This window comes from Candidatus Allofournierella merdavium (assembly GCF_944382735.1).
Classification (GTDB): Bacteria; Bacillota; Clostridia; order Oscillospirales; family Ruminococcaceae; genus Allofournierella_A; species Allofournierella_A merdavium.
In genome coordinates this window covers 45,158-68,331 of the sequence record NZ_CALWND010000013.1, presented here as the reverse complement: position 1 = coordinate 68,331, position 23,174 = coordinate 45,158, and the positions used below count along the sequence as shown (strand labels likewise).

Here is a 23,174-nt window from a genome sequence, read left to right as displayed (position 1 = left end):
TACTTCTCGTACATCTCGTAGGGCACGCCGTACATGTAAGCCTTGGGAGGCATGGTCTGGTGGAAGGTGGTGTCGAACACCACCACGTTGGGCACCTGGGCGCCGAACACCTTCTTGGCGCTGCGCAGGCCCTGCACATGGGCCAGGTTGTGCACCGGGGCCAGGGGGGCGATCTCCTCAATCTTGTCGATGATGGCGTCGGTGACGATCTCGCTCTTGGTGAAGAACTCCGCGCCCTGCACGATGCGGTGGCCGATGGCGCCGATCTCGCTCTTGTCCGCCATAACGGCGCCCTCGCCGGTGGTCATCATCTCCACCACCTTCATGAAGGCCTCGGTGTGGGTGGGGAAGGGCACCTCCTCGCTCCACTTGCCGCCGTGGGCCTGGTGGGTGATCTTGCTACCCTCGATGCCGATGCGCTCGCACAGGCCCTTGCACAGCACGCTCTCGTCGGTCATGTCGATCAGCTGATACTTCAGCGAGGACGAACCGCAGTTGATAACCAGGATTTTCATATGTATTTCCTCCCAAAACTGTTTCTGGGCGGCGCGCGTCCGCCCCGGATTTACATTGTCCACCCACTATTATATAATGGTGAAAATCGCTTTTCAAGGCAAAAAGGGGGCCAGAACCATGAAAAACGTCGGCATCATCGCGGAATACGACCCCTTCCACGCCGGCCATGCCTGGCAGATCGCCCAGGCCCGCCGCCGGGGCGCCGAAACGGTGACGGTCTGCATGAGCGCCGACGTCACCCAGCGGGGGGCGGCGGCGCTGCTGCCCCCGGACGTGCGGGCCGCCGCGGCCCTGGGCTGCGGGGCGGACCTGGTGCTGTGCCTGCCCAACCCCTGCGCCTGCCTCTCCGCCGAGGGGTTTGCCGCCGCCGGGGTGGCGGTGCTGAGCGCCCTGCCCGCCCTGGACACCCTGGTCTTTGGTGCGGAAACGCCGGACACGGCGGCCCTGACGGGCACGGCGGCGGCGCTGGCCTCGCCCGCTTTTTCCGCCGCGCTGGCCCGCCGCCTCGCGGGGGGCGCTTCCTTCGCTGTCGCCCGGGCCGCCGCCGCCGAACAGGTGTGCCCCGGCGCGGGGCAGGTGCTGGCGGGCCCCAACAACAACCTGGGCGTGGAGTACTGCAAGGCCCTCGCGGCCCAAAACAGCCACATTTTGCCTCTGGCCCTGCCCCGCAAAGGGGCCGCCCACGGCCAGGCGCACCCCGGCATGGAGGGCTTTGCCAGCGCCTCCAGCCTGCGCGCCCTCTGGGCGAAAGGCGGGGCCGGGGCGCTGGAGGGCTATGTGCCGGATGCCGCGCTGGCCCTTTATAAGGAGGCCGGGGTCGCCGGGCGGGACCTGGACCCGCGGGCCTGGGAGGTGGCGGTGCTCTCCCGCCTGCGGGGGATGGACGCCGCCGCCCTCGCCCGCACCCGGGGCACCGCCGAGGGGCTGGAACATCTTTTGGAAAACGCGGTGCGCGCCGCCGTGGACCTGCCGGGGCTGTACGACGCCATGAAGTCCAAGCGCTACGCCCACGCCCGGCTGCGCCGCTATGTGCTGGACGCGGCGCTGGGCTACACCGTCGCCCTGCCCGCCCTGCCGCCCTATCTTCATGTGCTGGCGGCGAACGGGCGGGGCCTGGCCCTGTTGCGGGGGGTGCAAAAGCCCGCCGACGCCTCCCTGGCCCGGCTGGCCCGGCAGGGCGGCCCCTGTGCGCGGATGGCCGCCGCCCACGCCACCGCCGCCGATCTGGCCGCCCTCTGCCGCCGCACCCCCGCGCCCATGGGCGGCTGCTACACCCAAAAACCGCTGCTGGTGTAGCAAAAGGAACGGAAGTCGTCAAAAAATAGACAAACTTTTAAGCGAAACAGAAAACTTTTGCACTTTTGGCTTTTTAACACAAAATCCATTGCCGTTTTTTTTCCAAAGCAGTATAATGGACGCAAATGGCAAACTTTCAGGATCGCCCGCAGGGGGCGGCAGAAAGCGGGGTTTGCCCCGAGATATCGAGAGAGGATTGGTGAAAGCGTATGACAACGAACAAGCACGTTCTGACCTGGGTGGACGAGATGGTCGCCCTGGTCAAGCCTGACAAGGTCGTGTGGATCGACGGCAGCGAGGAGCAGCTCACCGCCCTGCGGGAGGAGAGCTTCAAGACCGGCGAGATGATCCCTCTGAACAACGAACTGCTGCCCGGCTGTGTGCTGCATCACACCGCGGTGAACGATGTGGCCCGCGTGGAGGGTCGCACCTACATCTGCACCAAGAAGCGGGAGGACGCCGCCCCCATCAACAACTGGATGGAGACCAGTGAGATGAAGGCCAAGCTGATCCCCCTGTACGACGGCTGCATGAAGGGCCGCACCATGTATGTGCTGCCCTACTGCATGGGCCCCATCGGCAGCCCCTTCAGCAAGGTGGGCATCGAGCTGACCGACTCCATCTATGTGGTCATGAACATGGACATCATGACCCGCATGGGCCAGCAGGCGCTGGATCAGCTGGGCGATTCCAACGACTTCGTGCGCGGCCTGCACTCCAAGGCCAAGATGGAGGAGGAGAACCGCTACATCGTGCAGTTCCCCGAGGAGAACACCATCTGGTCCATCAACTCCGGCTACGGCGGCAACGTGCTGCTGGGCAAAAAGTGCTTCGCGCTGCGCATTGCCAGCTACCAGGGCCTGAAGGAAGGCTGGATGGCCGAGCATATGCTGATCCTGGGCATCGAGGATCCCACCGGCCATGTGGAGTACATCACCGCCGCCTTCCCCTCCGCCTGCGGCAAGACCAACCTGGCCATGCTGATCCCGCCCGAGGTGTACAAGAAGCAGGGCTACAAGGTGTGGACCGTGGGCGACGACATCGCCTGGATGCACATCGGTGAGGACGGCCGGCTCTACGCCATCAACCCGGAGAACGGCTTCTTCGGCGTGGCCCCCGGCACCAACGAGAAGTCCAACCCCAACGCGCTGCACACCACCATGAAGAACACCATCTTCACCAACGTGGCGCACAACCTGGACAACAACACCGTCTGGTGGGAGGGCCTGGACAAGAACCCGCCCGAGAACGCCGAGGACTGGACCGGCAAGAAGGTCAACGGCAAGGAGTGGGTGGCCCAGGGCAACAAGCTGGCTCATCCCAACAGCCGCTTCACCGCCCCCTCCGTGAACTGCCCCTGCCTGAGCAAGGAGTTCAACAACCCCAACGGCGTGCCCGTCACCGCCATGGTGTTCGGCGGCCGCCGCGCCAAGACCGCTCCGCTGGTGTTCCAGAGCTTCGACTGGAACCACGGCGTGTATGTGGGCAGCGCCATGGCCTCCGAGACCACCGCTGCCGCTGCCGGCGCCGTGGGCGTTGTGCGCCGTGACCCCATGGCCATGCGTCCCTTCACCGGCTACAACATGGGCGACTACTTCGGTCACTGGATCGAGATGGGCAAGAAGCTGGGCGACAAGGCCCCCAAGATCTTCCATGTGAACTGGTTCCGCACCGACGACGAAGGCCACTTCATCTGGCCGGGCTTCGGCGACAACATGCGGGTGCTGATGTGGATCCTGAAGCGCTGCAAGGGCGAAGTGGATGCGGTGGAGACCCCCATCGGCTACCTGCCCAAGGCCGAGGACATCGACATCGCCGGCCTTTCCGACGTCACGCTGGACACCGTCAAGGGTCTGCTCAGCGTGGATAAGGATCTGTGGCTGGAGGACTGCGACGGCGTGGAAGCCCTCTACGACGAGATCGGCGAGCGGGTGCCTGCCGAGCTGCGCAAGCAGCTGGCCGACCTGCGCGCGCGCCTGAGCAAGTAACATTTCCCCAACAGCAAGCAGTGGCCCCCGGGTGACCGGGGGCCATTTTTGAGGGGAAAACGAGGAGAGTTTGAACCGATGACCGAACAGCGTGTGCAGACCAGCGAGGCGCTGCGGGTGGGCGTGCTGCTGGCGCTGGCCGGCGGCTATCTGGACGCGTACACCTATCTGTGCCGCGGCGGGGTGTTCGCCAACGCCGAGACCGGCAACATGGTGCTGCTGGGCGTCAAGCTGGCGGCGGGCAACTGGGCCGGAGCGGCCAAATACCTGCCGCCCATCTTCGCCTTTTTCCTGGGCGTGCTGGTGGCGGAGGTCATCCGGCGCCGGGGCAAGGCCGCTGTGTCCTCAAAGCTGCATTGGCGCCAGTGGGTGCTGGCGCTGGAGATCGTGGTGCTGGCGGCCGCAGCCTTTCTGCCCATGGGCGGCGGATGGGACATGGCGGTGAACTGGGCGGTGAGTTTCGTCTGCGCGCTGCAGGTGGAAAGCTTCCGCAGGGTGCACGGCAAGGCCTACGTCACCACCATGTGCACCGGCAACCTGCGCAGCGGCACCGAGCTGCTCTATCAGTTCTTTCAGACCCGCGACCGGGACATCCTGCACAGCGCCCTGCGCTACTACCATGTGATCCTGTCCTTCATCGTGGGCGCGGCGGCGAGCGGGGTTCTGGCCGGCGTGCTGGGCCAGTGGTCGGTGCTGGTGGCCTGCGCCCTGCTGGCGGTGGTGCTGGTGGTGCTGAGCCGGGCCGAGGTGACCACCCGCTTCTGAAACGATGCGATCAAAACCGGCGGGCGCTTTCCCCAAACGGGAGAGCGCCCGCTTTGCTGTGCGGGGCCCCTTGCGGCGGGCGCGCGGGCCGGGGGCCTTGCCCCGCCGCCCGGCATATCCCCGCCCCCGCCGAATACAATGTAAAAAAAGGGGGCGTGGGCATGGAACAGTGGATCGTCGGCGTGATGGAGGATTTCGGTTATCCGGGCATGGCGCTGCTCATCGCGGTGGAAAACCTCTTTCCTCCCATCCCGTCGGAGGTCATCCTCACATTCGGGGGCTTCCTCACCACCCGCACCCGGCTCACGGTGTGGGGGGTGGTGGTCTGGGCCACCCTGGGGGCGGTGGCGGGGGCGCTGGCCCTCTACGCTCTGGGGCGGGCGCTGGGCGGCCGGCGGATGAACGCATTGCTGGCGGGGCCCTGGGGCCGGCGGCTGGGCTTTGACGCGGCGGCGGCCCAGCGGGCGGCAGCCCGCTTTGAACAAAGGGGGGCGGGGTCGGTGTTCCTGTGCCGGTGCGTGCCCATCCTGCGCAGCCTCATCTCCATCCCGGCGGGCATGGCCCGGATGGGCCTCGGCCGCTTTCTGCTCTACACCACGGCGGGCAGCCTTGTGTGGAACACCGCGCTGGTGGGCCTGGGCGCGGCGGCGGGGGAGAGCTGGCAGCGGGTGGCCCGCCGCTTCGCGGACGCCTCCGGCGCGGTGCGCTGGCTGCTGCTGGCCGCGGCGGTGCTGGCTGTTGTGTGGCGGCTGGCCCGGCGCCGCGAGCGGGCGAAGAAATAAAAAGGCACCGGACCTTTCAGGGGTCCGGCGCCTTTTGTCGATTTTTCTCTTGTGGGTTTTACGCCAGCGGCCGGGTCTTTTCCGCCAGCCATGCCGCCTCCTCGGCGGAGAGGTGGGGCGTCAGCTTCTCCCGCACCGCCTGGTGGAAGGCGTTCAGCCAGGCCTTCTCGTCGGCGTCCAGCAGTTCGGGACGCACCGGGGTCAGGTCGATGGGGCAGCAGGTGACAGCCTCAAAGCCCAGGAACTGCCCGTACTGGTTTTTCTCCCGCTCGCAGCACAGCAGCTCGTTCTCGATGCGGATGCCCACTTCGCCCTCCTCGTAGATGCCGGGCTCGTCGGTGACAATCATGCCGGGCTTGAACACCGTGTGGTTGGAGACCCGCAGGTTCTGGGGCCCCTCGTGCACGCCGCCCACAAAGCCTACGCCGTGGCCGGTGCCGCAGCGGTAGTCGATGCCGTGGGCCCACACCGGCGCCCGGGCGATCACGTCCAGGTTGCCGCCGGTGCAGTTGTTCAAAAACTGGAGTTTGGCCATGTCGATGTGGCTCTTGAGCACATAGGTGTACCAGGTGCGCTCGTTGTCGGTGAGTTCGCCCAAAGCGTAGGTGCGGGTGATGTCGGTGGTGCCGTCCAGATACTGCCCGCCGCAGTCCACCAGCAGAAAGCCCTTGGGGGCCAGGGTGGTGCAATTGCCGGGGGTGGCGTGGTAATGCATCATGGCGGCGTTGGCGCCGTAGGCGGCGATGGTGTCAAAACTCACCCCCAGGTTCAGCGGCTGGGCGGCGCGCAGGGCCATCAGCTTTTCGTCCACGTCCACCTCGGTGGTGGCTTCGCCCGCGGCCATCCGCTGTTCCAGCCACATCTGGAACTTCACCATGGCCACGCCGTCCTTCACATGGACCTTCTTCAGGTTTTCGATCTCCACCGGGTTCTTCACGCCCTTCAGCGCCTGGATGGGATCCTCGCCCTCCTTCAGAGTGAAGGCGGGATTCTGTTCCAGGGCCGAGTACACCGCCCAGTTGGTGCCGGCAACGTCCACCAGCACGGTCTGGCTGTGGTGGTAGCCGGTGAGCGCGCCCAGCAGATGCTCATACTCGGCCACCCGTACCCCCTCCCGGCCCAGGGCCTCGGCGGCCGCGGCGGGCAGGCGGGCGGTGTTGATGAACAGCACCGCGTCGTCGGGCGTTACAAAACAGTAGGCCAGGGCAAAGGGGGTGTTGTCCAGGTCGCTGGCCCGCAGGTTGAGCAGCCAGGCCACGCTGTCCAGCCGGCAGACCACCATGGCTCCCGCGCCCTGTTTTGCCAGTTCGGCCCGCAGGTCAGCCAGCTTTTCCGCCGCGGTGCGCCCGGCGTAGGCTGTGTCCAGCAGCCAGGCCTCGCTGGCGGGCACGGCGGGACGGTCGGGCCAGTTGCCCTCCACCAGGTCCACGCTCTTGACGCTGGCCCTCTTCTTTGCCAGGGCCTCCTGCAGCTCCTTCATGGTGGAGGTGGCGGTGACCATGCCGTCCACCGCCAGCACCTGTCCCTCGCCCAGGGCGGCGGTCAGGTACTCCAGCAGGGTGGGCACGCCCTCCACACCGATCTTCTCCAGTTCGATCTCGCTGCCCTCCAGCTGGTGAGCGGCCTGCACAAAGTAGCGGCCGTCCACCCACAGGGCGCTGGCGGTCTCGGTCACCACCAGGTTGCCCACGCTGCCGGTGAAGCCGGAAAAGTAGCGCCGGGCGGCCCAGTGAGCGGGCAGATACTCGCTGATGTGAGGGTCGGAGGAGGGGATGAGACAGGCGTTGGCGCCGGCGGCCTTCATGGCCGCCCGCAGCAGCGCGATCTTTTCGTTGGTAGTGGGCATAGGACAAAACCTCGATTCTCAAAAAATGCAAAAGCGCGAAGCGCTTCGATCCAAAATGACCGCTTCTATTGTAGCACGTTAAAGTCCGGTTGTTAAGCCCTGATTCCGCCGCGGGTGTTGACAAAACGGGTATAATAAAAAGTGGAGCATTGTCGCCCGCGGCGCCCTTTTCCGGCGCCGCGGGCCTTTTCCGGAGGGGCGCGCGCCCCTTCGGCAGGGATATAAAAGGAGAGAAAAACACCATGACCAAGATCGACATCTTTTCCGGCTTTCTGGGCGCCGGCAAGACGACCCTCATCAAAAAACTCATCCGCGAGGCCTACGCCGGGCAGAAGCTGGTGCTCATCGAGAACGAGTTCGGCGAGATCGGCATCGACGGCGGCTTTTTGAAGGACGCGGGCATCCAGATCACCGAGATGAACTCCGGCTGCATCTGCTGCAGCCTGGTGGGCGACTTCCGGGAGGCGCTGAAGAAGGTCATCGACCAGTTCGCCCCCGACCGCATCCTCATCGAGCCCTCCGGCGTGGGCAAGCTCAGCGACGTGACCCGCGCCGTGGCCGCCGTGGCGGACGAGCGGGATGTGAAGCTGAACTGCTTCGCCACCGTGGCCGACGTGAACAAGGTCAAGATGTATATGAAGAACTTCGGCGAGTTCTACAACGACCAGGTGTCCCACGCCAACGCCATCGTCCTCAGCCGCACCGGCACCGCCGGCGAGCAGAAGGTGGCCGACGCGGTGGCGCTGCTGCGCACCGTGAACCCCGACGCCGTCATCATCACTACCGACTGGCAGCAGCTCTCCGGCGCGCAGATCCTGGCCGCCATCGAGGAAGGGCAGGACTTTGTGGCAAAGCTGCTGGCCCAGACCCTCGCGGAGCACGACCACGAGCATGAGCACGAGCATGAGCATGAGCACGACCACGACGAGCACTGCGAATGCGGCCATGACCACGAGCACCACCACGACCATGACGAGCATTGCGAGTGCGGCCACGACCACGAGCACCACCACGACCATGACGAGCATTGCGAGTGCGGCCACGACCACGAGCATCACCACGACCACGACGACCACTGCGGCTGCGGCCACGACCATCACCACCATCACGCCGACGAGGTGTTTGCCAGCTTCGGCCGGGAGACCACCCGCAAGTTCACCGCCGACGAGGTGAAGGCCGCCCTGGCCGCCCTGGACACCGGCAAATACGGAACCATCCTGCGGGCCAAGGGCATCCTGCCCGGCGAGGGGGAGTGGATCCACTTCGACTATGTGCCCGGCGAGGCGGACGTGCGCACCGGCAGCGCCGATGTGACCGGCCGGCTGTGCGTCATCGGCGCAAAGCTGAACGAGCCGGCGCTGGAACTGATCTTCCACCTGGCGTAAAGGAGAGGCGGCTATGGCTGAAAACAACAACGAGATCCCGGTCTACCTGTTCCTGGGCCAGCTGGAGAGCGGCAAGACCACCTTCATCCAGGAGACCATGAACGACCCCAAATTCGACAGCGGCGACAAGACCCTGCTGCTGGTGTGCGAAGAGGGAGAGGTGGAGTATAAACCCGACGAGTTCGCCTTCGGCGGCGTCACGGTGGATTCCCTGGAATCCCAGGCGGAACTGACCCCTGACACCCTGGAACAGAAGGCCAAAAAGTGCGGCGCCGGCCGGGTGCTCATCGAGTACAACGGCATGTGGCCGCTGTCGGCGCTGATGGAAGCCCTGCCGGCCCATTGGCTGATCTACCAGACCATCTGCACCGCCGACGGCACCACCTTCCGCACCTATTTTGAGAATATGCGCCAGCTGATGCTGGAAAAGTTCGCCGCCAGCGAACTGCTCATCGTCAACCGGGCCGAGGCGGTGAGTTCCTCCGACGACCGGGACTACATCCACAAGGCGGTGCGCCAGGCCAGCCGCCGGTGCGACATCGCCTACGAGTACTCCGACGGCAGCGTGGAGTACGACGACCTGCCCGACGAGCTGCCCTTCGACATCAATGCCGACGTCATCGACATCGGCGACGAGGACTTCGGCATCTGGTATCTGGACGCCTCCGAGGACCCGGACAAGTACAACGGCAAGACCGTGCGCTTCACCGCCCAGGTCTGCCAGACCCCCCGGGTGGGCCAGGGCCAGTTCGTGCCCGGCCGCTTTGCCATGACCTGCTGCGTGCAGGACATTCAGTTTGTGGGCTTCCCCTGCAAATACGACGACGCAAAGAAGCTGGCCCAGCGCAGTTGGATCAAACTCACCGCCAAGGTGCGGGTGCAGTTCCACCCGCTGTTCGGCGGCAAAGGCCCGGTGCTCACCGCCCTGGAAGTGGAGCCCGCAAAGCCGCTGGAGCAGGATTTCGTCACCTTCAGCTGACCGGTCAAAAACGGCATTCCGGAAAAAGTGTTTGTGCCTCACGGGCAAATTTGCCTGTGAGGCACTTGCTTTTTGTGTGAATTGCATAAAAATATGCGAGTATATACTACATAAATCGTCTACTATTGTCATAGATGGTTCAAAAAAGCGTGCGCATTAAGTGCAAAGTTACAAAAAAAGTTTGGCGGGGAAGTTTTATGCTGAAAAAGGGCGGGGGGTATGATATAGTAAAGTAAACAGGAGGAATTCTTGTCCCTCCTTTGCCAAAAAATAGCCTTTGGCAGGGCGGAAAGGACGGATCAACAGTGGAAACAGTAAAGTTGTTTGACGCGGAATGGAATCTGATGGAGATCGTTTGGGAGACAGCTCCTGCCACGGCAAGCAGGATCGCCGCCATTGCTGGCCAGCGGTTCGCCTGGGCCAAAAACACCACCTACACGGTGCTCAAGCGGCTGATCAGCAAGGGTGTGCTGGAGCGCAGCGGGACCGACTTTACAGTGACGCCGCTGGTGACCCGCCGCCAGATGCAGCTTGTGGAGCTGAACAACCTGGTCGAAAAGCGGTTTGGCGGCAGCGAGGCGGAGATGCTGAGAGTGCTGTACCATGACGGCGCTGCGGATCCTGCGCGACGCGAGTCACTGGTGCAAGTGCTGGGAGATCTGTGCTGACAGGGCATCCAACACCCAAAGGGGCCGGCCTGAAAAGGCCGGCCCTTTCCTTCGCCGCATTTCGGTTGAAAGGCGTGGCCCGGCGTGGTATACTTACACCGTAGCGCATTGTGACGCCGCCCCGGCGGGCAGACCGGCAGGGCGGCAGAGGGAGGAGAACATGGGATTGATTCGCCGCTTTTTATCCATCGGTCTGGGGCTCGCCGCGGGAGCCCTTGCCGTGAAGCTTCTGCGGGACTACAACGACGACGGCCACATCGAGGGCGAGTATGTGGAGGTGCCGCTGACCGAGGGCGACGAGGCGCAGCCCGCCGCCGAAGAGCAGCCGCACCGCGCCCCCGCCGCGCCGGACGCCGGCCCCAACCCCAACCCGGTGGATCTGGGCGCGGCCCAAAAGCCCTTCACCGAAGACGGCAAGCTGGACGCCACCCGCATCGCCAGCCCCGAGGACTTCGGCGACTGGGACGATCTGGGCTGCCGCGGCTGAGCATCAGAAGGAAAAAGCCCCCGTGCGCGCACGGGGGCTTTGCTTTATAGAAAAAATGGGTCACAGCTTGGAATAGCCAAAGCTGTTCACCAGTGCGTCCAGCTTGATGCCGTTTTTGCAGTAGGGGCAGTCCTTGAACTCGTAGCTGGCATAGCCCGGCAGGTCGGCGGGGGAGAAGATGGACTGGATCTCCAGCCCGTCGATGGATTTCATGGTGCTGTACACCGCCGCCACTCCCTGCACGATGCCGCCGTAGTACTGCACGCACTCCACGCTCTTGTTGATGGTCTTGCCGGTGGCCACCGAGGCCATCAGGATCAGCACATGTTTGCCCTTCAGCATGGGCTGCAGGTTGTCCCGGAAGAGCAGCTGGCTGTTGGAGTTGTACTCCGGGCGGATCACATAGATGGACTGGTGGGCGTTGATGGACGCCAGGCCGCTGCGGGTCAGTTCCCGGGCAAGGCAGGCGCCGATGACCTGGGTGCCGTCCAGGCAGACGATGGTGTCGATCACCGTGCTGGTGACGTATTTCTGGGCCAGTTCCCGCGCCACCGCCTCGGCGTCGCTCAGGCGGGTCTTCAGGGTGGTGATGTCGATGTAGTAGTTGATGTGGCTGTGGTTGGTGGCAAAGTGGCCCTGGGCCACCTTCAGCGCCACCGCGCCGCTGCGGGAATACACTTTCTGCATACGCTGTTCCATAGGCTGCCTCCATGTTCAAAGGCGCTTTGCCCGCACCCCGGGCAAAACGCCTTTTTTTTAGAATACAATATTTTTGACTGAAAAACAAGACGAATTGTTAAAAATATATTGTACAAAATTTCCGTTCGCGAACAAAAAAACAGGGCCCCTGTGCAAGGGGCCCTGTTTGCAGGTCATTTCGCGTATTCCACCGCGCGGCTCTCCCGGATCACGTTCACCTTGATCTGACCGGGGTAATCCAGTTCTTCCTCGATCTTCTTGGTGATGGCCCGGGCCAGCAGCACCAGATGGTCGTCGTCCACCGCGTCGGGCCTCACCATGATGCGCACCTCGCGGCCCGCCTGCACGGCGAAGGCGGTCTCCACGCCCTCGAAGCTGCAGCTCAGCTCCTCCAGGTTCTCCAGCCGCTTGATGTAGCTTTCCAGGTTCTCGCGGCGGGCGCCCGGGCGGGCGGCGCTGATGGCGTCGGCGGCCATCACGATGAAAGCCAGCGGGGTCTTGGGCTCCACGTCGCCGTGGTGGGCCTCAATGGCATGGATGATGGCCGGGTTCTCCTTGTACTTGCGGGCGATCTCCACACCGATCTGGATGTGGCTGCCCTCGATCTCGTGGTCCAGCGCCTTGCCGATGTCGTGCAAAAGACCCGCGCGCTTGGCCTGGGTCACGTTCACGCCCATCTCGGCGGCCAGCAGGCCGGAGAGATAGGCCACCTCCAGCGAGTGATTCAGCACGTTCTGCCCAAAGCTGGTGCGGAATTTCAGCCGGCCCAGCAGCTTGACGATGTCCGGGTGGATGCCGTGCAGGCCCACCTCCATCACCGCGCGCTCGCCCTCCCGCTTCATGCTCACTTCCAGCTCGCGGCGGCATTTTTCCACCGTCTCCTCGATGCGGGCGGGGTGGATGCGCCCGTCGGCGATCAGGCGCTCCAGCGTCATGCGGGCCACCTCGCGGCGGGCCTGGTCAAAGCTGGAAAGGGTGATGGCCTCGGGGGTGTCGTCAATGATCAGGTCCACACCGGTGGCGGTCTCCAACGCGCGGATGTTGCGGCCCTCGCGGCCGATGATGCGGCCCTTCATGTCGTCGTTGGGCAGCGGCACCACGCTCACGGTGGCCTCGCTGGAATGGTCGGCCGCGCAGCGGGCGATGGCCTGGCCGATCAGCTCCTTGGCGATGGAATCGCACTCGTCCTTCAGATTGGACTCGTAGGCGGCCACCCGCATGGCTTTTTCGTGGGTCAGGTCCTGGTCCAGGCGGTTGAGCAGCAGCTGCTTGGCATCCTCCTGGGTCAGGCCGGCGATGGTCTCCAGCTTTTCCAGCTGGCGGAGTTTCAGCTGCTCCAGTTCGTCCAGCTTGGCCTCCACCAGTTCCGAGCGCTGGCGCTGCTCCTCCTCCTTCTGCTCGAAGGCGGCCACGCGCTTGTCCAGCGCCTCCTCCTTCTGGTCCAGGCGGCGCTCCTGCCGGGAGAGCTCGCCCCGGCGCTCCTTGATCTCCTTGTCGGCCTCGGTCTTCATGCGAAGGGCTTCGTCCTTGGCCTCGATCACGGTCTCCTTGCGTTTCTGTTCGGCGGCCTTGATGGCGTCGTTCACAATGCGCTTGGCTTCCTCTTCAGCGCTGCCAAGCTTGGCCTCTGCGGTTTTGCGGCGATGAGCGGACCCCGCAAAAAAACAGACGACCCCGCAAACGACGGCTGCAACGACCGCCACCACGATGGTCAAAATGGGTGGCAATTGTTTCAACTCCTCAAGATAGAATGATATCTGAGATAACCGCCGGTCTGGGCTCGCCTGTTGCAAAAGGGCAAAACAAGGCCGTTATTTATAATTGACAATGAGCATACCAAAGAGGCCCTTGCGGGCCCTGTCATATAAATCGCACAGCGCCGGCCCTGAAACGCAGCGGGCCCAGCGGCAGATCATCAAATATACTTCTACTTTATTTTAATAAACGGTTTACAAATTGTCAAGAAATATTGACAGCCGCCCGAAAGAAGTATATGATAAGGGCACAGTCTTATCCCGCAAAGTGTCGAAGCGGACACGGGCGGGCAAAGGCGCGCAGCAGAGAGAGCCGCCGCTCCTTCCACGGGGCGTGCTGCAAGCGGCTTTGCGCGGCTTGCCAGGCCTACCACCGCCGAGCGCGGGGGCGAACCCCCGCCGGGCCGGGCCCGTTACAGCCCAAAACGAGTGGGCGCTTTGCAGCGCAATTCGGGTGGAACCGTGGAGTGTGATGCTTCATCCCGTGTGTTTTGCAACGGGGTGGGGCTTTTTTCGTTTACAGGAGGTTTGAGAACATGATCAACGTAAATTTGAAAGGGGACGTGCGCCAGTACGAGGCGGGCGTTTCCGCCGCCGAGGTGGCCAAGAGCATCGGCATGGGCCTTTACAAGAGCGCCTGCGCCGCGAAGGTGAACGGCGAGGTGTGCGACCTGCGCACCGTTTTGAACGAGGACTGCACCCTGGAGATCCTCACCTTTGAGGACGAGGGCGGCAAGCACGCCTTCTGGCACACCGCCGCGCATGTGATGGCCCAGGCGGTGCAGCACCTGTTCCCCGGCGCCCACTTCGGCATCGGCCCGGCGGTGGAGAACGGCTGGTACTACGACATCAAGGCGGATCGGCCCCTGACCACCGGCGACTTCGAGGCCATCGAGGCGGAGATGAAGAAGATCGTCAAGGCCGACCTGCCGCTGGAAAAGCGGGTCATCACCGTGGAGGAGGGCCGCCGGCTCTTCGCCGGCCAGACCTACAAGCTGGAGCTGCTGGAGGAGTACGCCGAAAAGGGCTGGGAGCTCACCGTCTACCAGCAGGGCGACTTCGCCGATCTGTGCGCCGGCCCCCACCTGATGAGCACCGGCGCCATCAAGGCCATCAAGCTCACCAAGGTGGCCGCCGCCTACTGGCGGGCGGACGCGAGCCGTGACAGCCTGGACCGCCTCTACGGCATCGCCTTCCCCAAGGCCAGCGGCCTGGAGGAGTACCTGCACATGCTGGAGGAGGCCGCCAAGCGCGACCATCGCCGCCTGGGCAAGGAACTGGAGCTGTTCGCTTTGATGGACGAGGGCCCCGGGTTTCCCTTCTTTTTACCCAAGGGCATGATCCTGAAGAACACCCTGATCGACTTCTGGCGCCAGATCCACCGGGAGGCGGGCTATCAGGAGATCAGCACCCCCATGATCCTCAACCGCAGCCTGTGGGAGCGCAGCGGCCACTGGGACCACTACAAGAACAACATGTACACCACCGTCATCGACGACACCGACTATGCCATCAAGCCGATGAACTGCCCCGGCGGCATGCTGGTGTACCAGACCCAGCCCCGCAGCTACCGCGACCTGCCCCTGCGCATGGGCGAACTGGGCCTTGTGCACCGGCACGAGCTGTCCGGCGCGCTGCACGGCCTGATGCGGGTGCGCTGCTTCACCCAGGACGACGCCCACATCTTCATGACCCCCGACCAGATCAAGGACGAGATCAAGGGCGTGGTGCAGCTGATCGACAAGGTGTACAGCCTGTTCGGCTTTGAGTATCACATCGAGCTGTCCACCATGCCGGAGGACCACATGGGCAGCCAGGAGGACTGGGACCGGGCCACCGACGGCCTGCGCAGCGCCATTGAGGAACTGGGCCGGGAGTACACGGTGAACGAGGGCGACGGCGCCTTCTACGGCCCCAAGCTGGACTTTCATCTGGTGGACGCCATCGGCCGCACCTGGCAGTGCGGAACCATCCAGCTGGACATGCAGCTGCCCGAGCGCTTTGAACTGGAGTACACCGGCGAGGACGGCCTCAAGCATCGCCCGGTGATGATCCACCGGGTGGTGTTCGGCAGCATCGAGCGGTTCATCGGCATCCTGATCGAGCACTTCGCCGGCGCCTTCCCCACCTGGCTGGCCCCGGTGCAGGTGGAGGTCATCCCCATCACCGACCGCCAGCACGCCTACGCCAAGGAACTGGAGGCGAAGCTGAACGCCGCCGGCATCCGGGTGGAGAGCGATCTGCGCAGCGAGAAGATGGGCTACAAGATCCGCGAGGCCCAGCTGAAGAAGATCCCCTACATGCTGGTGGTGGGCGACAAGGAGATGGAGGACGGCACCGTGGCCGTGCGCGCCCGCAAGGAGGAGAAGGGCGGCACCATGGATGTGGACGCCTTTATCGCCGCCATCCGCGCCGAGATCGACTCCAAGGAGCGGTAATTTATTTCAGGACAAAAGCGCGCTGTTCCCCGCAAGGGGAGCGGCGCGCTTTTTGCTCTGGGGGCCGGGCCCATCGCCGGCCGCGCTGACAGGCCGCGCTGGCGGGCAGTTTTTTACGCGCCGGAACCGCTGTTTCCCCCTGGGGCCCTGCGCGCACTGGCGTTTTGCCCACCGCTTTTCCTTGCCCCGAAGTCGCGGTCGGGGTATAATAAAGGCAGATACCACCGCCCGCGGAAAAAAGGAGGGAAACGCTTTTATGAACCTTTCGTTTTTGGGCGCCGCCCACGAGGTCACCGGCAGCTGTTATCTGTTGCAGACCGGCGGCTTCAACCTGATGGTGGACTGCGGCATGGAACAGGGCCGGGACATCTACGAGAACCAGCCCCTGCCCCTGGCCCCCGGCCAGGTGGACTGCATGCTGCTCACCCACGCACACATCGACCACTCCGGGCGCATCCCCCTGATGGTCAAGAACGGCTACAAGGGCCCGGTGTACACCACCGGCGCCACCACCGAGTTGTGCGGCATCATGCTGCGGGACTCCGCCCACATCCAGGAGTTCGAGGCCGAGTGGCGCAACCGCAAGGCCAAGCGCTCGGGGGCCGAGGAGTACCAGCCTCTCTACACCATGGAGGACGCGGAGGCCGCCCTGGCCCTGTTCCACAGCGTGGATTACGGTGAGACGGTGCAGGTGGGGCCGAACATCCGCGCCCGCTTCACCGACGTGGGGCATCTTCTGGGTTCGGCTTCCATCGAACTGTGGGTCACGGAAGGGACCGAGACCCGCAAGATCGTCTTTTCCGGCGACATCGGCAACACCCATCAGCCCCTCCTGCGGGACCCCCAGCCCATCAAGGAGGCGGACTTCGTGGTGATGGAATCCACCTACGGCGACCGCAGCCACGGCCCCCGGCCGGACTATGTGCCCGAACTGGCCGCCGTGCTGCAGGACACCTTCGACCGGGGCGGCAACCTGGTCATCCCCAGCTTCGCGGTGGGCCGCACCCAGGAGATGCTCTATTTCCTGCGCCAGATCAAGGAACAGAACCTGGTAAAGGGGCACGACAACTTCACCGTTTATGTGGACAGCCCCATGGCCGTGGAGGCCACCCAGGTGTTCAAATCCAGCTGGGCCGAGTGCTACGACGAGGAGGCCCGCACCCTGGTGATGCAGGGGGTGAACCCCATCAACTTCCGGGGGCTCAAGCTTTCCTTGAGCAGCGACGACTCCAAAGCCATCAACTTTGACTCCGAGCCCAAGGTCATCCTCTCGGCCAGCGGGATGTGCGAGGCCGGGCGCATCCGCCACCACCTGAAGCACAACCTCTGGCGGCCGGAGAGCACGGTGCTCTTTGTGGGCTACCAGTCGGCGGGCACCCTGGGCCGGGCGCTGGTGGAGGGGGCCAAAGAGGTGAAACTCTTCGGCGAGACCATCGAGGTGCGCTGCAAGGTGCTGGTGCTGGCGGGGGTGTCCGGTCACGCGGACAACGAGGGCCTTTTGAACTGGGTGAAGAACTTCGACCCCAAGCCCCGCACGGTGTTCGTCACCCACGGCGAGGACGAGGTGTGCGACATCTTCGCGAATCGTCTGCGCTCGGAGCTGGGCCTTGCCGCCGTGGCGCCCTACAACGGCGCCCAGTACGACCTGGTCACCGGCAGCTGCCTTGCGGTGGGCAACACCCGGCGCATCGAAAAGGCCGAGGCCGGCGGCAAAAAGCGGGAGAACCCGGTGTTCCGCCGCCTGCTGGACGCGGGCAACCGCCTGCTGCACATCATCAAGGCCAAAGAGGGCCACGCCAACAAGGAGCTGGCCCGCTTTGCCAGCCAGGTGGAAGCCCTCTGCGACAAGTGGCAGGACTGAGGCTGACGCCTTCCGAGAAACACCAAACACAAAAGGCCGTGGGGGGTGCCCCACGGCCTTTCCTTTATGCGAGTTTCGCCTCACGGCAGAAGTTCGGTGAGGATGCTGTTCTGCACCAGCATCCCCTTCGGGGTCAGGGCCAGGCAGTCGCCGTCAAAGAGGGCGTAGCCCGCCGCGACGCACCGGCGAATGAAAGCAAGGCGGCCTTCGTCAAAGGCAAGCCCGTATCGCTCTCTCAAAAGGGAGAGCCGCAGCCCCTCGGCCAGCCGTAGCCGCAGCATGATGTAGTCCGCCCCGGTGCATTCGCCCTCCTCCGCGGGGGCCGCCCCGGCCAGGAACTCCCGGGTGCTGCGCCCGAAGGAAAAGCGCCGGCCCTCCATGCAGCTGGCCGCGGCGGGGCCGAGGCCCAGGTAATCCCGGCAGTCCCAGTAGATGAGGTTGTGTTTGCCTTCAAAGCCGGGGCGGGCGAAGTTGCTTATTTCATACTGGGCGTAGCCCGCCTTCGCCAGCCGCTCTACCGCGTACAGAAAAAAATCCGCCGCCTCGTCCTCGCCCGGCAGCCCCGGCGGGGGATTTTTGCCAAAGACGGTGCCTGGCTCGATTTTTAATAGGTAGGCAGAGATGTGCGCCGCGCCCCCCTCGGCCAGCAGGGCCAGGGTGCGGTCGAACTCCTCCCGCGTATACTGGGGCAGGGCCAGCATGATGTCGCCGGTGATGTTCTCAAAGCCGGCCTTCCGGGCCGCGGCCAGGGCCGCGCGGCTCTGGGCGGCGGTGTGGGGCCGGCCCAGCCGGGCAAGGCTCGCGTCGCTGGCCGTCTGCACCCCCAGGCTCAGCCGGTTCACCCCGGCGGCGCGAAAGCCCGCCAGTTTTGCCTCGTCCACCGTCTCGGGGTTCGCCTCTAGGGTGATCTCCGCGCCGGGCAGGGGGTCGGCGGCGTTCACCAGCCGGGCCGCCTGGGCGGGGGAGAGCAGGCTGGGAGTGCCGCCGCCGAAGTATACCGTTTCCGGCCGCCCGGGGCACATCGCCGCCATCCGGGCGATGAGGGCGTCCACATACTCGTCGGGCACCGCGTGGCTGGCCCCGGCGGAGTAGAAATCGCAGTAGCGGCACTTGGCCAGGCAGTAGGGGATGTGGAGATAGAGGCCGAAACGCATGGCGCGCCTCCTTTACACAAAGGTTTCACAGGCTATTATAAATTATTTTGATTTTGTTTACAAATCACGCTATACTATAGGATATAATAGGGCAAAAGGAGGAATGATTCCATGAATGAACCCTATGGACCGGGCTTTGAGCCCGAAAACAATACATTTTACGCGACCCAGGGGCCGGACGGCGTGTTCAACACCCACGCCCGCTACGAGACCCTGTCGGAGTACACCGCCAAGACCTTCGGCTGGATGTTCGCCGGCCTGATGGTCACCTTCCTGGTGGCGCTGGCGGGCTACACCAGCGGCATCGGCATCCTGCTGCTGCGCAGCCCCATCCTCTTTTTGGGCCTGGCCATCGCCGAGATCGCGGTGGTGGTGGGCATGAGCGCCCGCATCCACAAGATCGGCGTGAGCACGGCGCGGGGGATGTTCTTCCTCTACGCGGCGCTCAACGGCGCGGTGTTCAGCTGCTATTTCTACCTCTACCAGATGTTCGACCTGGTGCTGGCCTTCGGCGCCACCGCCCTCTACTTCGGCATCATGGCCGCCTACGGCTACCTCACCAAGCAGGACCTGTCCGGCTGGGCCAAGCCCTTGATGTTCGGCCTCATCGCCATGCTGATCGTCAGCGTCGTCGGCGTGTTCATCGGCGGGGTGAACATCCTGCTGTGCTGCGTGGGCATCATCATCTTCGCCTGCTACACCGCCTACGACACCCAGAAGATCAAGGCCGCCTACTTCGCCTATGCCGGCAACCCGGAGCTGGCGCAGAAGGCCTCGGTGTTCTCGGCGCTGGAACTGTATCTCGATTTCATCAACCTGTTCCTCTACATCCTGCGCATCTTCTCCCGCAGCCGCAACTGATTTTGCAAACGGAAAAGGGCCGCCCCGTCGGGGCGGCCCTTTTTGCGTGTATTTTCGGGGCGCTGCTGCGCAAGCACGGATGGCCGCGCGGGGCAAATCGCCCGGGGGCTCAGTTCTCGTCCAGCTTGAGCACGGCGGTAAAGGCCTCGCTGGGCAGCTCCACGCTGCCCAGGCGGCGCATCTTCTTTTTGCCTTCCTTCTGCTTTTCCAGCAGCTTTTTCTTGCGGGTGATGTCGCCGCCGTAGCACTTGGCCAGCACGTCCTTGCGCATGGCCTTCACCGTCTCCCGGGCGATGACCTTGCCGCCGATGGCCGCCTGGATGGGGATCTCGAACATCTGGCGGGGGATGTTCTCCTTCAGCCGCTCGGCCAGCCGGCGGCCCTTGGCGTAGGCCTTGTCCGCGTGCACCACCATGCTCAGCGCGTCCACCATCTCGCCGTTGAGCAGCATGTCCAGCTTCACCAGCTTGCTCTCTTTAAAGCCCTTCATCTCGTAGTCGTAGCTGGCGTAGCCCCGGCTGCGGCTCTTGATGGCGTCGAAGAAGTCATAGACGATCTCGCCCAGGGGCAGCTCGTAGTGCAGGTCCACCCGGTCGGCGTCCAGATACTTCATGTCGATCAGGGTGCCCCGCCGGTCCTGGCACAGGTCCATCAGGCTGCCCACATACTCCGAGGGAGTGTAGAGATGGGCGTCCACAAAGGGCTCCTCCTGCTTGGCGATGCGGGCGGGGTCGGGGTAGTCCGACGGGTTCTCGATGGTCAGCACCGTGCCGTCGGTGAGGGTGAAGCGGTACTCCACGCTGGGGGCGGTGGTGATCAGGTCCAGGTCGAACTCCCGCTCCAGCCGCTGGGTGATGATGTCCAGGTGCAACAGGCCCAGAAAACCGCACCGGAAGCCAAAGCCCAGCGCCGCGCTGGTCTCGGGCTCAAAACTCAAAGCCGCGTCGTTCAGCTGCAGCTTTTCCAGCGCGTCCTTGAGGTCGGGGTACTTGGCGCCGTCCACCGTGTAGATGCCGCAGAACACCATCGGCGTCACCTTGCGGTAGCCGGGCAGCGGTTCGGGGGTGGGGTTTTCCGCCAGGGTCACGGTGTCGCCCACCCGGGTCTCCCGCACGTTCTTGATGCTGGCGGTGAGATAGCCCACCTCGCCCGCCTCCAGCTTGTCGCAGGGCATCAGGCTGGTGGCGCCCATCCGGCCCACCTCCACCAGGGTGAACTCCGCGCCGGTGGCCATCATCCGCACCGTGTCGCCGGGCTTCACCGTGCCCTCGAACACCCGGATGTAGACGATAACCCCCTTGTAGCTGTCGTAGACGCTGTCAAAGATCAGGGCTTTCAGCGGCGCCGTCTCGTCCCCCTTGGGGGCGGGGATATCGGTGATGACCCTTTCCAGCACGTCCTCGATGCCGATGCCCATCTTGGCGCTCACCCGGGGCGCGTCCAGGCAGGGCAGGCCGATCACGTCCTCCACCTCTTTGGCCACCCGGTCGGGCTCGGCGCTGGGCAGGTCGATCTTGTTCAGGATGGGCACCAGCTCCAGGTCGTGCTCCAGCGCCAGGTAGGTGTTGGCCAGCGTCTGAGCCTCTACCCCCTGGGTGGAGTCCACCACCAGCACCGCGCCCTCGCAGGCGGCAAGGCTCCGGCTCACCTCGTAGCCGAAGTCCACATGGCCCGGGGTGTCGATGAGGTTGAACTCGTAGTCCTGCCCGTCCCGGGCGGTGTAGTGCAGGGTCACCGCCCGTGCCTTGATGGTGATGCCCCGCTCCCGCTCCAGTTCCATGTTGTCCAGCAGCTGGTCCTCCATCTGGCGCTCATCCACGCTATGGGTCTTTTCCAGGATGCGGTCGGCCAGGGTGCTCTTGCCGTGGTCGATGTGGGCGATGATGCAGAAATTGCGGATGTTCTTCTTCGACAATCAGGTCCCCTCCAAAAATCAGGTGTCAGATCACATTGTAGCCCATGCCGGCCAGCAGGTCAAAGGTCTTTTGGCCCAGAGCGGCGTCGGAGGTGCCGCACAGGTCCTTCAGCACGGTGATGGTGCTGGACAGAAAGGCCGAGTGCAGCACCACCGCGTTGCTCACCACGCAGATGTTGGTGACCACCCCGCACAGGGCGATCTCCTCCGGCTCGCCGCCGCACAGCGCTTCCACCGCCCCGGGCAGGTCCATGCTGCTAAAGGTGGGCTTGTCCACAAAGGCGACGTTCTCGTTGTCCATCGTCTCAAACTGCGCCAGGGAGCCGTAGAGATGCCAGCCCTCGCTGCCCGCGATGCAATGGGGCACCGGCAGAAAGCGGCCCTCCCGGGTGTTCAGATAATCGTCGGCGTGGGTGTCCCGGGTGAAGAGCACCTTCCAGCCCGCCGCCAGCGCCCGCTGCACCGCCTCCAGCAGCGGCTGTTCCAGCCGCTCCGCGCCGGCATAGCCCAGCGCGCCGTCCACAAAATCCTTCTGGTAGTCCACTACCACAAGCAGCCTGTTCATGTTCTTTCCTCCCGATGTGTCAAAAGGTCGTCTGATTCAGATAGTCCGCCAGGCCCACGGCCTCGCCGCCCCGCAGATACACCCGGGGCACCCGCAGCGCCAGCGCGCACATGATCTCGTAGGGGATGGTGCCCGCCTTGCGGGCCACCTCCTCGATGGTGTCGCAGCCCGGCCCGCCGAAGACGCAGGCCTCGTCGCCGGCGTCCACGCCCTCCAGCCCGGTCACGTCCACCATCAGCTGGTCCATGCACACCCGGCCGATCACCGGGGCGCTCTGGCCGTGGATGCTGCACACGCCTTTGTTGGTCAGGCTGCGGGGGTAGCCGTCGGCGTAGCCCACGCAGAGGGTGGCCACCCGCCGGGGACCGGGAGCGGTGTAGAGCAGGCCGTAACTCAGCGACTGGCCCGCCTCGATCTCCTTCACCTGGCTCACCCGGGCCTTGAGGCGCAGCACCGGGCGCAGGCCCTCGAAGTGCACCTCGTCGCTGGCATCGCAGCCGTAGAGGATGATGCCCGGCCGCACCAGGTCCATGCCCCACTCGGGGTGTTCGGTGAGGGCCGCCGAGTTGCAGCAGTGGGCGGTTTCGATGGCAACGCCCCGGCGTTTCAGCCCCTCCAGCACCCGCACAAAGCGGTGGTGCTGGCCGGCGGTGTAGGCAATGTCTTCGGCAGCGTGGCTGTCCGCCACCGCGAAGTGCTGGAACGCCCCCGTCACATCGAGGCCCGGCAGGGCGCAGCAGTCCGCCAAAGCGGCCACGCAGGCGTCAATGTGCGCCTCGCTGCGGGCGTCAAAGCCCAGCCGGCCCATGCCGGTGTCCACCTTCAGGTGGGCCTTCACCCGGCCGCCGGCGGCCAGGGCCTTGTCGCTCAAAGCGCGGGCGTACTCGCCGCTGAACACCGCCTGGGTCAGGTCGTGGGCGATGAGATCGGCGGCCCAGGCGGGGTCGGTGTGCCCCAGGATCAGGATCTGCCCCGTCACCCCGCCGGCGCGCAGGTGCAGCGCTTCGGCCAGGCAGCTCACCGCGAACCACGCGGCCCCGGCGGCCTGCAGCGCCTGACACACCATGCCGTCGGCGTGGCCGTAGGCCCCCGCCTTCACCACCGCGCACACCTTTGCGGGGGCGGCGTGGGCCGCGATGAGTTTAAAATTGTGGGTGAGGGCGTCCAGGTCCACCTCGGCCCAGCAGTGCTTTTCAAACTCCAATGGTAACACCT

At 64.6% G+C, this 23,174-nt stretch carries 18 protein-coding genes and 1 pseudogene; 11 read left to right on the top strand and 8 right to left on the bottom strand.

Going from position 1 to position 23,174, the window contains the following annotated elements:
• Positions 1-515 (bottom strand): annotated as a pseudogene (locus ACH2A7_RS11170) (acetate kinase); the annotation flags it as partial.
• Between the two features lie 118 nt (positions 516-633).
• On the opposite strand from ACH2A7_RS11170, the gene ACH2A7_RS11165 reads away from it, so the two are divergent.
• The 4 genes from ACH2A7_RS11165 (at position 634) to ACH2A7_RS11150 (ending at position 5,347) form a co-directional block, all read left to right on the top strand.
• Entirely contained in the window at positions 634-1,812 is a 1,179-nt protein-coding gene (locus ACH2A7_RS11165) for a nucleotidyltransferase family protein (protein ID WP_394962009.1), read from the top strand.
• Between the two features lie 209 nt (positions 1,813-2,021).
• Positions 2,022-3,800: a phosphoenolpyruvate carboxykinase (GTP) gene (locus tag ACH2A7_RS11160; protein ID WP_394962008.1), complete on the top strand. Its 1,779-nt coding sequence runs from the start codon at positions 2,022-2,024 to the stop codon at positions 3,798-3,800.
• Between the two features lie 78 nt (positions 3,801-3,878).
• Positions 3,879-4,565, top strand: a complete 687-nt coding sequence (locus tag ACH2A7_RS11155) for a YoaK family protein (RefSeq protein ID WP_394962007.1) — start codon at positions 3,879-3,881, stop codon at positions 4,563-4,565.
• A gap of 161 nt (positions 4,566-4,726) precedes the next feature.
• A complete protein-coding gene (locus ACH2A7_RS11150; RefSeq protein WP_394962006.1) occupies positions 4,727-5,347 on the top strand; it encodes a DedA family protein in 621 nt (206 codons plus the stop codon).
• Positions 5,348-5,405: 58 nt separating this feature from the next.
• On the opposite strand, the gene ACH2A7_RS11145 is transcribed toward ACH2A7_RS11150, so the two are convergent.
• Positions 5,406-7,193 carry an aminopeptidase P family N-terminal domain-containing protein gene (locus ACH2A7_RS11145; protein WP_394962005.1) on the bottom strand — a complete coding sequence of 596 codons (1,788 nt, stop codon included), beginning with the start codon at positions 7,191-7,193 and terminating at the stop codon, positions 5,406-5,408.
• Between the two features lie 242 nt (positions 7,194-7,435).
• On the opposite strand from ACH2A7_RS11145, the gene ACH2A7_RS11140 reads away from it, so the two are divergent.
• The 4 genes from ACH2A7_RS11140 to ACH2A7_RS11125 all read left to right on the top strand — a co-directional run bounded on the left by ACH2A7_RS11140 (position 7,436) and on the right by ACH2A7_RS11125 (position 10,712).
• Entirely contained in the window at positions 7,436-8,578 is a 1,143-nt protein-coding gene (locus ACH2A7_RS11140; RefSeq protein ID WP_394962004.1) for a CobW family GTP-binding protein, read from the top strand.
• 13 nt (positions 8,579-8,591) lie between these two features.
• Entirely contained in the window at positions 8,592-9,557 is a 966-nt protein-coding gene (locus tag ACH2A7_RS11135) for an outer membrane insertion C- signal (protein ID WP_394962003.1), read from the top strand.
• A gap of 305 nt (positions 9,558-9,862) precedes the next feature.
• Positions 9,863-10,225: a BlaI/MecI/CopY family transcriptional regulator gene (locus ACH2A7_RS11130; protein ID WP_394962002.1), complete on the top strand. Its 363-nt coding sequence runs from the start codon at positions 9,863-9,865 to the stop codon at positions 10,223-10,225.
• 160 nt (positions 10,226-10,385) lie between these two features.
• A complete protein-coding gene (locus ACH2A7_RS11125) occupies positions 10,386-10,712 on the top strand; it encodes a hypothetical protein (RefSeq protein ID WP_394962001.1) in 327 nt (108 codons plus the stop codon).
• A gap of 60 nt (positions 10,713-10,772) precedes the next feature.
• Here the strand turns inward: ACH2A7_RS11125 and ACH2A7_RS11120 are convergent, their stop codons facing one another.
• On the bottom strand, positions 10,773-11,411 hold the full coding sequence (locus ACH2A7_RS11120; RefSeq protein WP_394962000.1) for an orotate phosphoribosyltransferase: 639 nt from the start codon (positions 11,409-11,411) through the stop codon (positions 10,773-10,775).
• 173 nt (positions 11,412-11,584) lie between these two features.
• Positions 11,585-13,138 (bottom strand): ribonuclease Y, encoded by a 1,554-nt coding sequence (rny, locus tag ACH2A7_RS11115; protein WP_394961999.1) that lies wholly within the window; start codon positions 13,136-13,138, stop codon positions 11,585-11,587.
• 563 nt (positions 13,139-13,701) lie between these two features.
• On the opposite strand from rny, the gene thrS reads away from it, so the two are divergent.
• Both thrS and ACH2A7_RS11105 read left to right on the top strand, forming a co-directional pair.
• Positions 13,702-15,603, top strand: coding sequence for a threonine--tRNA ligase (thrS, locus tag ACH2A7_RS11110; RefSeq protein ID WP_394961998.1), 1,902 nt, complete (start codon positions 13,702-13,704; stop codon positions 15,601-15,603).
• Between the two features lie 256 nt (positions 15,604-15,859).
• Positions 15,860-17,464 (top strand): MBL fold metallo-hydrolase RNA specificity domain-containing protein, encoded by a 1,605-nt coding sequence (locus tag ACH2A7_RS11105; RefSeq protein WP_394961997.1) that lies wholly within the window; start codon positions 15,860-15,862, stop codon positions 17,462-17,464.
• Positions 17,465-17,544: 80 nt separating this feature from the next.
• Here ACH2A7_RS11105 and hemW read toward each other — a convergent pair whose 3' ends face one another.
• Complete coding sequence (gene hemW, locus ACH2A7_RS11100) at positions 17,545-18,618, bottom strand: radical SAM family heme chaperone HemW (protein ID WP_394961996.1); 1,074 nt, start codon at positions 18,616-18,618, stop codon at positions 17,545-17,547.
• 111 nt (positions 18,619-18,729) lie between these two features.
• Between hemW and ACH2A7_RS11095 the strand changes: the two genes are divergently transcribed.
• Positions 18,730-19,479 carry a Bax inhibitor-1/YccA family protein gene (locus ACH2A7_RS11095; protein WP_394961995.1) on the top strand — a complete coding sequence of 250 codons (750 nt, stop codon included), beginning with the start codon at positions 18,730-18,732 and terminating at the stop codon, positions 19,477-19,479.
• A 109-nt stretch (positions 19,480-19,588) separates the two neighbouring features.
• On the opposite strand, the gene lepA is transcribed toward ACH2A7_RS11095, so the two are convergent.
• Genes lepA through alr form a run of 3 tightly spaced genes read right to left on the bottom strand, consistent with a single transcriptional unit; the run spans position 19,589 to position 23,163 of the window.
• Positions 19,589-21,394: a translation elongation factor 4 gene (gene lepA / locus ACH2A7_RS11090; RefSeq protein ID WP_394961994.1), complete on the bottom strand. Its 1,806-nt coding sequence runs from the start codon at positions 21,392-21,394 to the stop codon at positions 19,589-19,591.
• Between the two features lie 25 nt (positions 21,395-21,419).
• Positions 21,420-21,959: a cysteine hydrolase family protein gene (locus ACH2A7_RS11085; RefSeq protein ID WP_394961993.1), complete on the bottom strand. Its 540-nt coding sequence runs from the start codon at positions 21,957-21,959 to the stop codon at positions 21,420-21,422.
• Between the two features lie 19 nt (positions 21,960-21,978).
• Positions 21,979-23,163: an alanine racemase gene (gene alr, locus ACH2A7_RS11080; protein ID WP_394961992.1), complete on the bottom strand. Its 1,185-nt coding sequence runs from the start codon at positions 23,161-23,163 to the stop codon at positions 21,979-21,981.
• Between the last annotated feature and the right edge of the window lie 11 nt (positions 23,164-23,174).

Excerpts from the sequence above, each read along its gene's own strand:
- ACH2A7_RS11135 (WP_394962003.1), top strand. The coding sequence starts at position 8,592 with ATGGCTGAAAACAACAACGAGATCCCGGTCTACCTGTTCCTGGGCCAG.
- ACH2A7_RS11140 (WP_394962004.1), top strand. The coding sequence starts at position 7,436 with ATGACCAAGATCGACATCTTTTCCGGCTTTCTGGGCGCCGGCAAGACG.
- ACH2A7_RS11155 (WP_394962007.1), top strand. The coding sequence starts at position 3,879 with ATGACCGAACAGCGTGTGCAGACCAGCGAGGCGCTGCGGGTGGGCGTG.
- ACH2A7_RS11105 (WP_394961997.1), top strand. The coding sequence starts at position 15,860 with ATGAACCTTTCGTTTTTGGGCGCCGCCCACGAGGTCACCGGCAGCTGT.
- ACH2A7_RS11095 (WP_394961995.1), top strand. The coding sequence starts at position 18,730 with ATGAATGAACCCTATGGACCGGGCTTTGAGCCCGAAAACAATACATTT.
- thrS (WP_394961998.1), top strand. The coding sequence starts at position 13,702 with ATGATCAACGTAAATTTGAAAGGGGACGTGCGCCAGTACGAGGCGGGC.
- ACH2A7_RS11125 (WP_394962001.1), top strand. The coding sequence starts at position 10,386 with ATGGGATTGATTCGCCGCTTTTTATCCATCGGTCTGGGGCTCGCCGCG.
- ACH2A7_RS11160 (WP_394962008.1), top strand. The coding sequence starts at position 2,022 with ATGACAACGAACAAGCACGTTCTGACCTGGGTGGACGAGATGGTCGCC.
- ACH2A7_RS11145 (WP_394962005.1), bottom strand. The coding sequence starts at position 7,193 with ATGCCCACTACCAACGAAAAGATCGCGCTGCTGCGGGCGGCCATGAAG.
- ACH2A7_RS11085 (WP_394961993.1), bottom strand. The coding sequence starts at position 21,959 with ATGAACAGGCTGCTTGTGGTAGTGGACTACCAGAAGGATTTTGTGGAC.
- ACH2A7_RS11120 (WP_394962000.1), bottom strand. The coding sequence starts at position 11,411 with ATGGAACAGCGTATGCAGAAAGTGTATTCCCGCAGCGGCGCGGTGGCG.
- ACH2A7_RS11165 (WP_394962009.1), top strand. The coding sequence starts at position 634 with ATGAAAAACGTCGGCATCATCGCGGAATACGACCCCTTCCACGCCGGC.
- hemW (WP_394961996.1), bottom strand. The coding sequence starts at position 18,618 with ATGCGTTTCGGCCTCTATCTCCACATCCCCTACTGCCTGGCCAAGTGC.
- ACH2A7_RS11150 (WP_394962006.1), top strand. The coding sequence starts at position 4,727 with ATGGAACAGTGGATCGTCGGCGTGATGGAGGATTTCGGTTATCCGGGC.